The organism is Streptodolium elevatio (genome assembly GCF_040649515.1).
In the GTDB taxonomy this organism is placed as follows: Bacteria; Actinomycetota; Actinomycetes; order Streptomycetales; family Streptomycetaceae; genus Yinghuangia; species Yinghuangia elevatio.
In genome coordinates, this window is the sequence record NZ_JBEZFP010000042.1 from 49,856 (window position 1) to 63,706 (window position 13,851).

The 13,851-nt window shown below is 70.9% G+C and carries 10 protein-coding genes; 7 read left to right on the forward strand and 3 right to left on the reverse strand.

What is annotated here, in order from left to right; genetic code table 11:
- Positions 1-200: 200 nt before the first annotated feature.
- Positions 201-1,817 carry a class I adenylate-forming enzyme family protein gene (locus AB0C36_RS18125; RefSeq protein ID WP_358355159.1) on the reverse strand — a complete coding sequence of 539 codons (1,617 nt, stop codon included), beginning with the start codon at positions 1,815-1,817 and terminating at the stop codon, positions 201-203.
- A gap of 185 nt (positions 1,818-2,002) precedes the next feature.
- Between AB0C36_RS18125 and AB0C36_RS18130 the strand changes: the two genes are divergently transcribed.
- The 5 genes from AB0C36_RS18130 to AB0C36_RS18150 all read left to right on the forward strand — a co-directional run bounded on the left by AB0C36_RS18130 (position 2,003) and on the right by AB0C36_RS18150 (position 8,652).
- Positions 2,003-3,721 (forward strand): FAD-dependent oxidoreductase, encoded by a 1,719-nt coding sequence (locus AB0C36_RS18130; protein ID WP_358355161.1) that lies wholly within the window; start codon positions 2,003-2,005, stop codon positions 3,719-3,721.
- Between the two features lie 339 nt (positions 3,722-4,060).
- Positions 4,061-5,143, forward strand: coding sequence for a sugar ABC transporter substrate-binding protein (locus AB0C36_RS18135; protein ID WP_358355163.1), 1,083 nt, complete (start codon positions 4,061-4,063; stop codon positions 5,141-5,143).
- Between the two features lie 130 nt (positions 5,144-5,273).
- Positions 5,274-6,146 (forward strand): ATP-binding cassette domain-containing protein, encoded by an 873-nt coding sequence (locus AB0C36_RS18140; protein WP_358355165.1) that lies wholly within the window; start codon positions 5,274-5,276, stop codon positions 6,144-6,146.
- Positions 6,147-6,155: 9 nt separating this feature from the next.
- On the forward strand, positions 6,156-7,415 hold the full coding sequence (locus AB0C36_RS18145; protein ID WP_358355167.1) for a sugar ABC transporter permease: 1,260 nt from the start codon (positions 6,156-6,158) through the stop codon (positions 7,413-7,415).
- 52 nt (positions 7,416-7,467) lie between these two features.
- Positions 7,468-8,652 (forward strand): ROK family protein, encoded by a 1,185-nt coding sequence (locus AB0C36_RS18150; RefSeq protein ID WP_358355169.1) that lies wholly within the window; start codon positions 7,468-7,470, stop codon positions 8,650-8,652.
- Between the two features lie 212 nt (positions 8,653-8,864).
- Here the strand turns inward: AB0C36_RS18150 and AB0C36_RS18155 are convergent, their stop codons facing one another.
- A complete protein-coding gene (locus AB0C36_RS18155) occupies positions 8,865-10,163 on the reverse strand; it encodes a sulfate adenylyltransferase subunit 1 (protein ID WP_358355170.1) in 1,299 nt (432 codons plus the stop codon).
- 2 nt (positions 10,164-10,165) lie between these two features.
- Entirely contained in the window at positions 10,166-11,071 is a 906-nt protein-coding gene (gene cysD, locus AB0C36_RS18160; protein WP_358355172.1) for a sulfate adenylyltransferase subunit CysD, read from the reverse strand.
- Between the two features lie 252 nt (positions 11,072-11,323).
- Here cysD and AB0C36_RS18165 point away from each other — a divergent pair, with 252 nt between their 5' ends.
- Entirely contained in the window at positions 11,324-12,760 is a 1,437-nt protein-coding gene (locus AB0C36_RS18165; RefSeq protein WP_358355174.1) for a GlnX family signal transduction membrane protein, read from the forward strand.
- Between the two features lie 9 nt (positions 12,761-12,769).
- Positions 12,770-13,720, forward strand: coding sequence for a glutamate ABC transporter substrate-binding protein (locus tag AB0C36_RS18170; protein ID WP_358355176.1), 951 nt, complete (start codon positions 12,770-12,772; stop codon positions 13,718-13,720).
- Positions 13,721-13,851: the final 131 nt, after the last annotated feature.

A 13,851-nucleotide genomic window follows, 5' to 3' on the forward strand; every position in this document is an offset into this window, starting at 1 on the left:
CGCGCCGGGACACTCTCCGGCGTCGTCGTGCTCAATGCGGCGCGCTTCATGCTCCGCACGCTAGCAGAGACCGACGCGCGGCCCCGCCTCATTTTCGGTGCGCCTCGCGGGGCACCTGGTGGGCGCCTTTCGGGGCGCCCTTCGTGGTGCCCCTTGTGGTGCTCTTCGTGGCGCCCCTTTGTGGTGCCCGAGCGCCCGGCTCACACCGGGGGACGCTCGTCGGCCATTTCCCGCAGCCGCTTCTTGAGGATCTTGTCGAGCGTGCCGAGCGGGAACGCGTCGACGCAGTACACCGCGCGCGGCACCTTGTAGTCGGACAGGCGCGTACGGCACAGCTCCAGGATGTTCTTCTCCAGCTCGTCCGGCTCCGGCGCCCCCGCCGCCCGGATCACGAACGCGACCACGACCTCGTCGAGGAAGTCGTGTTTCTTGCCGACCACCGCCACGGATCCGACACCCGGCACGGTGCCGACGACGTCCTCGACCTCGCGCGCCGAGACGTTCTCGCCGCCGACCTTGAGCAGGTCCTTGTCGCGCTCGCGGTAGAAGATGTTGCCGCCGGCGCCCAGCACGACCATGTCGCCGGTGCGGAACCAGTCGCCCACGAAGGCCTTCTCGGTGGCCTCGGCGTTGCCGTAGTACTCCAGGAACAACTGCACGCCGCGCTCGCCGCGCAGCCACAGCTCGCCGACCTCGCCCTCCGCGCAGGCGCGGCCGGTGTCGGGGTCGACGACGACGAACCCGTAGCCGGGCGCCGGGCGGCCCATCGACCTGGCCGGCAGATACTCCGACGGTTTGCCGGTGACCGCGTGGGTGACGGTCTCGGTCATGCCGAAGGCGGCGTACACCTTCACCCCGAGCATGCTGTCGAGGGCGGCGGCCACCTGGCCGAAGACGCCGACCCGCAGCTTCGACGCCGGGCGGTCCTTGGCGGCCAGCGTGCCCATCGCGAACGGCATCAGTGAGATGTGCGTGATCTCGTGGCGGACCACGACGTCCCAAAAGCGGCTGGTGGACCACTTCGGCATGAGCACCGCGGTCGCGCCGACGCCCAGGACCGAGAAGAACGACCAGCTCTGCGCGTTGACGTGGAAGAACGGCAGGTAGATCAGGTAGCGGTCGTCCGGACCGAGGTCGATGCTGCGGGGGCCCGACCGGCTGGCCCAGATGGCGTTGGCGTGCGTGTGCACGACACCCTTGGGGCGGCTGGTCGTTCCGGACGTGAACATGATCCCGAACGGCAGCATCGGCTCGATCGGGCGCTCCGGCAGCGCGTCGGCGTCGCCGTACAGCGCGTCGAAGGCCAGCGTGCGGTTGCTGCCGCCTGCCGCGTCGTCCTCCGCCCCGTCGCGCTCGGCGCCGATCACCGCGGTCCAGGCCAGTTCGGCGCCGGACTCCGCCAGCGCCTCGGTGAAGCGCGGCTGCGTGACCGCCGCCACGCTGCCCGTCTGCGCCGCGAAGTACGCGATCTCGCTCGGCGTCGCCCGCGTGTTGGTGGTCACCGCGACCGCGCCGACGGTCGCGCAGGCAAGCCACGCGAGGACCATCTCGGGGCAGTTCTCGGAGTGCACGAGGACCTTGTCGCCGCGCCCGATGCCGCGGCCGACCAGTCCGGCGGCGACCCGCCGGGTGTCACGCAGCAGTTCGGCGTACGTCCAGCTGCGCACGGAACCCTCGGCCGGCTCCCACACCAGCGCGGGGTGCTCGGGCCGGTGCTCGGCCCAGTGCCGCAGCAGCCAGGGAATGTCCTGGCCGTGCACCTGGTGCCCGTCGGGCGTCCCAATCGTCCCGGCGTCGGCGATAGTCCCCACGGTCACGTGATCACGCCCTCCTCGGCAATCTCCCCGGCGATCCCCGGCCGGCGGATCGGCCGGCAGGCCGTCGGACCGGCCATCGGAACGATAGGCGTGGTCATTGACAGCGTCAAGGAATAGGTGCGGTGCCTCTGGAACCTTGCGGCGATCTCCCTTTTGATGCGCATGACCGACCTCAGGAGGAAGTCATGGCATCCACCGCAGCCGGAACGCCCGAGACCCCCGACACCGCCGGCATCCAGGGAGGCGCGCCGGCTCCGGAAGAAGGCTGGGACCGTACCGTCGACGTCGTCGTCCTGGGCACCGGGGCCGCCGGCTTGTCCGCGGCCACCCTGGCGGCCGACGGCGGAGCGCAGGTGCTGGTCCTGGAGAAGGCCGCGATGATCGGCGGCACCACCGGGGTCTCCGGCGGCATGCCTTGGGTGCCGTGCAACCACCATCTCGCCGACGTCGACGAGACCGATTCGCGCGACGAGGCGCTGGCGTACATCCGCCGCCTCACGATGGGGCGTGAGTCGGACCCGGCGCTCGTGGAGACGTACGTCGACACCGCCGCCGAGATGGTCGCGTACCTCGAAGCGCACACGCCGGTCCGCTTCGCGGCGCCGCCGACCTTCTCCGACTACTACGCCGACCAGGTCGGCGGCAAGCGGCGCGGCCGGTCGCTGGAGGTGGAGCCGTTCGACGCGCGCACCGAACTGGGGGACTGGGCACCAAAGTTGCGCACCAGCCCGTTCATGCCTCGGCTGACCATGGCGGAAGGCGCCAAGTTCGGCACGCCGGACGCGCCCGACCTGTCCATCCTCGCCGAACGCGAGGCCAAGGACATCCGGGTGCTCGGCCCCGGACTGGTCGCGATGCTCTTCAAGGGCCTGCTCGACCGCGGCGTGCCGGTGCTCGACCGGTCGCCGGCGCGCGAACTGGTCACCGGGCCGGACGGATCGGTGCTCGGGGTCGTCGCCGAGACGGCCGCCGGGCCGCTGCGCGTCCGCGCCCGGGGCGGCGTCGTGCTGGCGTGCGGCGGCTTCGAGTGGAACCCGGACATGGTGCGGGCGTTCGTGGGGCGGGACGTGGTGCCGCTGAGCCCGCCGTACAACGAGGGCGACGGGCACCGCATGGCAATGGCGCTCGGCGCGCGGATGGCCAACATGAACCAGGTGTGGGGCCAGCCGGCGGTCACCGACCCCGGCGTGGTCTACGAGGGCCGTCAGCTCTACCAGTACGAGACGCTGCGCAACCTGGCCGGGACCCTGATGGTGAACCGGCACGGGCGGCGCTTCACCAACGAGGGCGTGACGTACAACGACATGACGAAGGCGTTCGCGGCCTTCGACCCGGTCGCCATCGACTACCCGAACCAGGGCCCCGCGTGGCTGGTCTTCGACCAGAAGCTGCGCGACCGCACCCCGATCCTGTCCGTCATGCCGGGCCAGGAGACGCCCGACTGGCTCGCGAACTCCCCGACGCTGCGCGGACTTGCGGAGCTCGTCGGGATCGACGCCGACGCGCTGGAGGAGACCGTCGCGCGCTTCAACGAGCACGCGGACGCGGGCGCCGACCCGGACTTCGCGCGCGGCACGGTGTGGTGGGAGAACTTCATGGGCAGCGGCGGCAACCCGCGCGTCAACCTCGGGCCGGTGCGAAAGGGGCCGTTCTACGCACTGCCGATCCACGACGGCGTGCTCGGCACCAACGGCGGCCCGCTCGTCGACGCCGACGCGCGCGTACGCCGCTGGGACGGCGGGGTCGTCGAAGGCCTGTACGCGGCCGGCAACGCGGCGGCGAACGTCTTCGGGCCCATGTACCCCGGCGGCGGCGCGACCATCGGACCGGCGCTGACCTTCGGCTACCTCGCGGGCCGCCACGCGGCCGCCCGGGCCGGGCGCGGTGCCCGACGCGATGCCTGACGCGGAACCGCCGCTGCGGCGTACCTAATTTGGGCTGGCCAGCAACATAACCGGTAAACACCTGCGCGACCGTCCGGAAAGGAGTCGCCCGAGACCTGCCGAGCCAGTCCTCGCCAACAACCCAGCGTTGCCTGATTGTTGCCAAGTTGACCGCAGGGTGGGGTGGCGAGGGCTGGTTTCTCACGCCCGGAGCCAATACGTTGTCGCAAGCAACATAAGGCGGACGGGCCGATCCTGCGGGCCCCCGTACGCAGTACGCCGCCACGCCTGCTTCGCACAGTCCGACGTTCCACCCTCACCCGTGCCGCGCCGAACCGGCACGTCCAGAAGGGACGTTGCATGATGCGCAAAAGACTCTTGGCCGCCGCGCTGCTCCTGACCGCCGCACCCGTCCTGACGGCGTGCGGCGACGACTCGGACTCCGGCAGCGACAAACCGAAGATCGGCGTCATCCTGCCCGACAGCAAGACGTCCGCCCGGTGGGAGACCGCCGACCGGCGCTATCTGAGCGAGGCGTTCGAGGCCGCGGGTGTCGACTACGACATCCAGAACGCCCAGGACGATAAAGCCCAGTTCCAGACCATCGCCGACCAGATGATCACCAACGGCGTCGACGTCCTTGTCATCGTCAACCTCGACAGCGGCACCGGCAAGGCCGTGCTCGACAAGGCCAAGTCCCAGGGCGTCGCGACAATCGACTACGACCGCCTCACCCTGGGCGGCAGCGCGCAGTACTACGTGAGCTTCGACAACGTGAAGGTCGGCACACTGCTCGGCGAAGGCCTGGTCAAGTGCCTCACCGACATGAACGCCGCCAAGCCGGTCGTCGCGCAACTGCACGGCGGGCCCACCGACAACAACGCCACCCTGCTCAAGCAGGGCTACGACGCGGCCCTCAAGCCGAAGTTCGACGCCGGCGAGTACGTCAAGGGCCCCGACCAGTCGGTGCCCGGCTGGAGCAACACCGAGGCCGTCACCATCTTCGAGCAGATGCTCGTGCAGCGCCCGGACATCGGCGGCGTCGTCGCGGCCAACGACGGCCTCGCCAATTCCGCCATCTCCATCCTGAAGAAGCAGAAGCTCAACGGCCGCGTGCCGGTCACCGGGCAGGACGCCACCACCCAGGGCCTGCAGAACGTCCTGCTGGGCGACCAGTGCATGACCGTCTACAAGCCGATCAAGCAGGAGGCGGACGCCGCCGCGCAGTTGGCCATCGCCCTTGCCAAGGGTGAGAAGCCCCCGGCCCCCGCCACCGTGCGCGACCCCGAGGGCAACCGCGACGTCCCGTCCGTGCTGCTGGAACCGCAGTCGATCTTCAAGGCGAACGTCAAGCACGTGGTGGACGACGGCTTCGTGACCAAGCAGGAGCTGTGCACCGCAGGGGACTTCGCCGCCAAGTGCACCGAAGCCGGCATCACCTGACCGCACCACGCCCCCACGTCCGACGAAGCCCCGTGAACGGCAAGACGGTTCCACGGCATCGGCCCGGTGCCGCAGGATGGTGCCCGCCCGCGGCACCGGGCCGACGGAAACCCGCGAGGAGGATCCGCTTGTGTCAGCAGTGTCATCAGGTCCACCCGGCTCCCCGCTCCCGATCCTCGAACTCCGCGGCGTCAACAAGAGCTTCGGTCCGGTGCACGTGCTGCGCGATGTCGGCCTGACCGTCATGCCGGGGGAGGTGACCGCCCTCGTCGGGGACAACGGCGCGGGCAAGTCGACCCTCGTCAAGTGCATCGGCGGCATCTACGGCACCGACTCGGGGACCTACCTCTTCGAGGGATCCGAGGTGAAGGTCGACAGCCCGAGAGACGCCGCGGCGCTCGGCGTCGAGATCGTCTACCAGGACCTCGCGCTGTGCGACAACCTCGACATCGTGCAGAACATGTTCCTGGGCCGCGAGATCACCCGGCGCATGGTGCTGGACGACGCCACGATGGAGCAGATGGCCGCGGAGACACTGGCGGGCCTGTCGGTGCGTACGGTCGCCTCGGTCCGCCAACGGGTCGCGAGCCTGTCCGGCGGGCAGCGCCAGACCGTCGCCATCGCCAAGGCCGTCCTGTGGAACAGCAAGGTCGTCGTCCTCGACGAACCCACCGCGGCCCTCGGCGTCGCACAGACCGCCCAGGTGCTCGAACTGGTGCGCAGGCTCGCCGACAACGGCCTCGCGGTGCTGCTCGTGTCGCACAACATGAACGACGTGTTCGCCGTCGCGGACCGCATCGCCGTGCTCTACCTCGGCCGCATGACCGCCCAGGTCCGCACCTGCGACGTCACGCACTCGCAGGTCGTCGAGCTCATCACCACCGGACGCGGCGCCTCGCTGCACGACCCCTCCGGCGAACCCGGCGGCATCCCGGACACCCCGCGCGCCGACCCGGGGCACCCCGACCCGAAACACTCCGACCCGCCCCCGTCGAGAAAGTAGGGCCCTCGCATGACGACCAGCACGCTGGGCACGGCCGCCGGTGCCGGGGCCGCACCGTCGTCGCCCGTCGCCGCGCACGTGCGGGACTACCTCGCGCGCCTGCGCGGCGGCGACATGGGCGTCCTGCCCGCGCTGTTCGGCCTGTTCGCACTGTGCACCGCCTTCTCGATCATGCGCCCGCGGTTCCTGACCGCGGGGAACTTCGCGAACCTGTTCACCCAGGGCGCCGCCGTGACGGTCATCGCCATGGGCCTCATCTTCGTGCTGGTGCTCGGCGAGATCGACCTCTCGGCCGGCTTCGCCAGCGGCGTGTGCGCGGCGGTCTGCGCCACCCTGATGGACCGTCACGGGACGCCCTGGTACCTCGCGGTCGGCGCGGCACTGCTGACCGGCCTGGTCATCGGCCTCACCATCGGCGTGCTGGTGGCGAAACTCGGGATCCCGTCCTTCGTCGTGACCCTCGGCGGATTCCTGGCCTTCCAGGGCGTCCTGCTGATGATCGTGCAGAACGGCAAGAACGTGCCGGTGCGCGACAGCACGATCCTCGCGATCGCCAACAAGAACGTCGCGCCGTGGCTGGGGTGGCTCATCGCCGGCGCCGCGGTCGCCGCGTACGCCGCCGTGCAACTCGCCTGGGCGCGCGGCCGCGTGCGGCGCGGCCTGGCCACCGTCCCGGCAGCCGTCGCGGCGTTCCGGATCGGGGTCCTCGCGGCGATCCTGGGCGGCGGCGTGTACGTGCTCAACCTGGAGCGCAGCCGCAACGCCGCGATCGTCTCGCTCAAGGGCGTGCCGATCGTGGTGCCGATCCTCGCGGTCCTGCTGGTGGTGGGCACGTTCGTGCTGCGGCGCACCGCGTACGGCCTCAGCCTCTACGCCGTCGGCGGCAACCGCGAGGCCGCCCGCCGGGCCGGCATCAACGTCGACCTGGTCCGCATATCGGCGTTCGTCATCTGCTCCACCCTGGCCGCGGTCGGCGGGATCGTCGCCGCATCCCGGGCCAACTCCGTCGATCCCAACACCGGCGGAAGCAACGTCCTGCTCTACGCGGTGGGCGCCGCGGTGATCGGCGGCACGAGCCTCTTCGGCGGCAAGGGCCGCCTCGTCGACGCGGTGATCGGCGGCGCGGTGGTCGCCGTGATCGACAACGGGATGGGGCTCATGGGATACAGCGCGGGCGTCAAGTACGTTGTCACCGGATCCGTGCTGCTCCTGGCGGCCGGCGTCGACGCGCTGTCACGGAAACGGGCGGAGGCCACGGGTCTGCGGTGACCCCGGGGGGAACGCCCGAGCGACGGGCAGGAAGAGACAGGACCGCAGCCGCATGCGCGCAGCACCGACCCAAGAAGACATCCGCAGACAGAACCTGGGCGCCCTGCTCCGGCGCGTCCACGTGTTCGGACCGGTATCCCGTGCGCAACTGACCGCGGGCATGGGCCTCAACCGCAGCACCATCGGCGCGCTCACGACCGACCTGACCGAGGCGGGGCTCGTCCTGGAGGAGCAGCCGCGCGACACGGGCGGGCGCGGCCGGCCCTCGCTCGTGGTGCGCGCACGGTCCCAGCGCGTGTACGTGCTCGCCTTCGGCGTCGGCGTCGACCGCCTCGTCGCGGCCCGCGTGGGCCTGGGCGGCGTGGTCCTGGACCGCCGCGAAATCGAGCGGCCGGACGGGCACTTCACCGTCGAGGACGCCGTCGACCGGCTCGCCGGATTCGGGGCTCGGCTCACCGAGGCGGCGGGGGCGGGGGCCCGCTGCGTGGGGGCCGCTGCGGCCGTACCGGCCATGGTGGACCGCGAGGCCGGGGTGCTGCACTACGGGCCGAACATCGGCTGGCGGTCCGTGCCGTTCGGGCCGATGCTCGCCGACGCGATCGGACGCCGCGTGATCCTCGGCAACGACGGCGAACTCGGCGCGCTGGGGGAGCACACGCGCGGCGTGGCGGCGGGGTACGACGACGTGGTCTACATCCACGGCGACGTCGGCATCGGCGGCGGCGTGATCGCCGCGGGCCGCCCGCTCGGCGGAGCGGACGGCTTCGCCGCCGAGATCGGGCACATGGTGGTCAACCCCGACGGGCGCGCCTGCCCGTGCGGCTCGCACGGCTGCTGGGAGACCGAGATCGGCGAGGCCGCCCTGCTGCGCGCGGCCGGCCGGGCGGGGCCTCTCGGGCGCGATGCCGTCCACGCGGTGGTCGACGCGGCGGCCCGCGGCGACAAGGACGCGGAGGAGGGGCTGCGGCGCGTCGGCAACTGGATCGGCATCGGCGTCGCCAACCTCGTCAACCTGCTCAACCCCAGGATGGTCGTCTTCGGTGGCACCTTGCGGATGGTGTATCCGGCCACCGCCGCGCAGGTCCGCAGCCGTGTCAACCGCACCGCTCTGCCGTCCCACCGCGAGCATCTGCGGCTGCGCACCTCGGCGCTGGCCGACGACGCGCCCCTGCACGGCGCCGCGGAGCTTGCCTTCGCGGCCCTGTTCGAGAACCCTTTGGAGTTCACGGCCTCATGAGGCGGGTTGCTTCGGGGCACCTTGCGGATGGTGTATCCGGCCATCGCCGCGCAGGTCCGCAGCCGTGTCAACCGCACTGCTTTGCCGTCCCACCGCGAGCATCTGCGGCTGCGCACCTCGGCACTGGCCGACGACGCGCCCCTGCACGGCGCCGCGGAGCGAGAACCCGGCGACCCACCGTGGACCCGCCCGCTGCGCCCTCCGCGGAGGGGTCATGGAGCGTCGTCGAGCAGCATTCCCGCCCCCACGGTGTTGTTGGTGGCTTCGTCCACGAGGATGAAGCTGCCGGTCGCGCGGTTGCGGCGGTAGGTGTCGTGGAACAGCGGGGCGGTCGTGCGCAGGGTCACGCGGCCGATGTCGTTGAGTGCCAGCGCACCGCACTCGGTGTCGCGGTGGCCGGTGTTGACGTCCAGTCGGTAGCGCACCTCGCCGACGCGGGCGCGGACCGTGCGGGTGGTGTGCTTGAGGGCGTACGTCGCGCCGGGCCGCAGGTCGGCGTCGGCGGCCAGCCAGCACACCATCGCGCGGAGGTCCTGGCCGGTGCGGGGCCGGTTGTCGGGGCGGCAGATCATGTCGCCGCGCGAGACGTCGAGGTCGTCGGTGAGGCGTACCGCCACGGACATCGGCGGAAACGCCGCGGCGACCGGGCCGTCCGGGCCGTCGATTCCGGCGATGCGGGTGGTGAAGCCCGACGGCAGCACCACGACTTCGTCGCCGGGGCGCAGGACGCCCGCCGCGACGGTGCCCGCGTAGCCGCGGTAGTCGCGGTGCTCTCCGTCGCGCGGGCGGAGCACGTACTGCACGGGAAAGCGTACGTCGACCAGGTTGCGGTCCGAGGCCACGTGCACCTCCTCCAGGTGGTGCATCAGGGAACTCCCTTCGTACCACGGCATGTTCGTGCCCCGGGTGACGATGTTGTCGCCGTTGAGCGCGGATACCGGAATGAAGGTGAGGTCGGGGACGTCCAGCCGTGCGGCGAACTCCGCGAACTCGGTGCGGATGGCCTCGAAGACGGCCCGGTCGTAGCCGACGAGGTCCATCTTGTTGACGCACACGACCAGGTGCGGGATACCGAGCAGCGAGGCCAGGAAGGCGTGGCGGCGCGACTGTTCGAGCAGCCCCTTGCGCGCGTCGACCAGCACCATCGCGACGTCGGCGGTGGAGGCGCCGGTGACCATGTTGCGGGTGTACTGGATGTGCCCCGGGGTGTCGGCGATGACGAACTTCCGCCGGGGCGTGGCGAAGTAGCGGTACGCGACGTCGATCGTGATGCCCTGCTCGCGCTCCGCCCGCAATCCGTCGGTGAGCAGTGACAGATCGGTGTGCGCGTTGCCGCGCCGCCGGGAGGTGTCCTCGACGGACGCGAGCTGGTCCTCGAAGATGGCCTTGGAGTCGTAGAGCAGGCGTCCGATGAGCGTGGACTTGCCGTCGTCCACGGAACCGGCGGTGGCCACGCGGAGCATCTCCACGGCGGGCTCGGAGTCTGTCCGGAGCGGCGTCGTCTGCGTCATCTCTAGAAGTACCCTTCGCGCTTGCGGTCTTCCATGCCGGCCTCGGAGACCCGGTCGTCGGCGCGGGTGGCGCCGCGCTCGGTGATCCGGGTGGCGGCGATTTCGACGGCGACCTCGCGGGCGTCCGCGGCGGTCGAGCGGACCGCGCCGGTGCCGGTGGCGTCGCCGATGGTGCGGAAGCGGACGGTCTCCTCGAACGGCCGCTCGCCGTCCTGGAGGGTCACGAAGCCCGTGACGGCCAGCAGCATCCCGTCGCGCTCGAAGACGGTGCGGCGGTGCGCGTAGTAGAGCGGCGGCAGTTCGATGCCCTCGTCGGCGATGTACTGCCAGATGTCCAGCTCGGTCCAGTTGGACAGCGGGAACACCCGGATGTGCTCGCCCGGCCGGTGGCGTCCGTTGTAGAGGTTCCACAGCTCGGGGCGCTGGTTCTTGGGATCCCACTGCCCGAACTCGTCGCGGAAGCTGAACACCCGCTCCTTCGCGCGCGCCTTCTCCTCGTCGCGCCGGGCGCCCCCGAACACCGCGTCGAAGCGGTGCTTGTCGATGGCGTCGAGCAGCGTGGTGGTCTGGAGCCGGTTGCGCGAGGCGCGCGGTCCGGTCTCCTCCACGACGCGGCCGGCGTCTATGGACTCCTGCACGGACGCCACGATCAGCTGGACGCCCGCCTCGGTGGTACGGCGGTCCCGGAGGTCGATGACCTCGGGAAAATTGTGCCCGGTGTCCACGTGCATCACCGGGAACGGCGGCGGGCAGGGCGCGAAGGCCTTGACCGCGAGGTGCAGCATCACGATCGAGTCCTTGCCGCCGGAGAACAGCAGCACGGGGTTCTCGAACTCCGCCGCGACCTCGCGGATGATGTGCAGCCCCTCGGCTTCCAGCGACTTCAGGTGGGCGAGCCGGTAACTCACGGTGGGCTCCGAATCCTCGCGAGCATGGTGTTCCGGCGCCCCGTGCAGGGCGCCTGACGGTTTGTCAGCTCCATCTAAATTAACTTCAATCGAAGTTACTTCGCAAGAAGCTAATTGGCCCGCCCGCGCGCCTGGGCCGCAGGTCGGCGCGGCAGGTGTGAGGGAACTCCCCGGAGTGATCGGTTGACCCGCCGTACATACTTCTGCCCGAGACGCGTCGCAGCTCGTGGCGCCTGGCGCGGGGAGGGGTGCGTGGCGACGACGACTTCGGCAGGCACACAGGTCGGCACGAGCCCAGGGGCGAGCCCCGATCCGGGCAACCGCGCGAGTACGCCCCCGGTGCGCACTGCGGGCGGCTCCACCCCGCAGGCCGACTCGCCGAGAACGCGCCTGCAACGACTGCGGCACGGGGGCTCCACCCCACCCGGACGCCTCCGCGTCGCGGGCGTGGTCCTCTGCGCCCTCGTCGTGGTCTTCGGCGCGCTCGCCGCATGGCAGGTGAACGAACGGGCCCAGGCCGCGGACCGACTGGTCTCGCACAGCGGGCCGCTGAGCCACGACGCGGCGGAGATCTACCGCTCACTGGCCGACGCGGACACCACCGCCGCGGCGGGATTCCTGCTCGGCGCGGAAGAGCCCCGTGCGTTGCGGGAGCGCTACGAAGGCGACCTGGCCAAGGCGTCCGAACTCCTCGTCCAGTCCGCCGCGCGCACCTCGGGATCCTCCGAGACCCAGCGCACCATCGCCGACCTGACGCGGGAACTGGCGCGCTACTCCGGCCTGGTGGAGGTCGCACGTACCAACAACCGGCAGGGATTGCCGCTCGGGGGTGCGTACCTGCGCTACGCGTCGACGCTGATGCAGGACACCGTCCTGCGCAACGCGCAGAGCCTGGTCGACTCCGAGGAGCGCCGCCTCGACGCGGACTACGACGCGGCCGAATCGTTCCCCTGGGCGGCGGCCGGTGCCGCGGTCGCGGGCCTCGGGGCGCTGGGGTGGTACCAGGTCGTGCTGTTCCGGCGTACGAACCGGGTGTTCAACCTGGGACTCGCCGGAGCGACCGCCGCGCTGTTCGCCTCGTCCTTGTGGCTCGTGGTCGGCGCGACGGGCGCGGCATCGTCGCTAGCCGACAGCCGTACGCGCGGCGCCGAGCCGTTGAGCGCGCTCAACGCGGCGCGGTTCGACGCACTCCAGGCGCACGCCGCCGAGAACCTGAACCTGGTCGCGCGCGGTTCGAGCGACACGTACAACGTGCGCTGGGATGCCGAGGTCGACTCGTTGACCCGTCCGAAGCCGGAGGGCGACACCCCGCGCGGCAGCCTGATCGTGGCCGTGGAACGTGCGCCCGACTCCGTTTCGGGTCAACTCGCCGCTGCGCAAGAGAAGTTCGCTGCGTGGCAGGACCGCCACAACGTGGCTGCCGAAAAGGAGCGCAAGGAGCGGGACTACGACGCCGCTCTCAAGGCGACCGTCACGGCCGACGGAACCGGCAGCGCCGACAGCGCCTTCAACGAGATGGACGACCTGCTCGCCGCGGCGGCGGCCGCCGAGCGGCGCGAGTTCGACAACGCGGCGCGCGACGTCGACGGCGAACTGCGCCTGCTCGCCCTGGGCGTGCTGCTGCTCACGGTGCCGGCCGCGATCGGCGTGGTACGCGGCATCAACCGCCGACTCGCCGAATACCGCTAGGGGGACGGGATGAACACGCGTACCACGAGGACACGGATCGCCGCCGGCGCGGCGGTCCTGGCCGTACTCGTCGCCGGAACCGGCAGTTCGCGCGGCGCGGACGGTCCGTCGGGAGCCTCGGGACCCGCCGCCCAGGCCTCGGCACCCGGCGCGGCGCAGGCCGAGAACTGCGACACCGCGACGAGCCTGCCTCCCGCGAAGAACGCGAACGGTGCCAAGATCCGAGAGATCCAGCAGCGCAAGAATCTGATCGTCGGCATCGACCTCAACAGCTACAACTGGGGCTACCGGGATCCGCTGGACGGCGCGATCAAGGGCTTCGACATCGATCTCGCCAAGGCCATCGCCAAGTCCATTCTGGGCGACGAGGGCAAGATCACTTTCAAGGCGGTGCCCACCGCGAAGCGCGTCGAGGCCGTCAAGAACGGCGAGGTCGACATGGTGGTGCGGACGATGACCATCACCTGCGAGCGCCTCAAGGAAGTCGACTTCTCCGCCCCGTACTTCAAGGTCAGCCAGTCGTTGGTCGTGCCGCGCGGGGGCGAGAAGCCGAAGACGGTCGCCGAGGGTGTGCACGGCAAGCGCGTGTGCGCCGCCGCGTCGTCGTCCTCGGAGACCGAACTCGCGAGCGGCAAGCACGCCACCGCCGAAGTGCGCATCGTCGAGAACCAGCTCGACTGCCTCGTCCTCATGCAACTGGGCGAAATAGACGCGACGTTGGCCGACACCGTTCTCGCGCACGCGCAACTCGCCCAGGACCCGATGGTGGACATCGTGGACGAGCAGATAGTCCCGGCCTTCATGGGCATCGCCATGAGCAAGCAGGCGCCCGACCTCGTCGCGTGGGTGAACGCGGTGCTCGTCGACTACCAGGGACGCGGCTGGCAGGCGGCCTACGACAAGTGGCTCGCCGCGAGCATGGGCGCGAAGCCGGAGGACGCCGCGAAGTACCGCCCCTGAGGGCCGACGGCCGGCTCCGTCACGCGCCCTGGCACGACCGGACGCGGTGCCGGGCACGAAGCCCGGCCCCCCCCCGGGCCCCCGACAAAAACGGAGAGGACAACCTGGGAATCCACGAACGACGACTACTG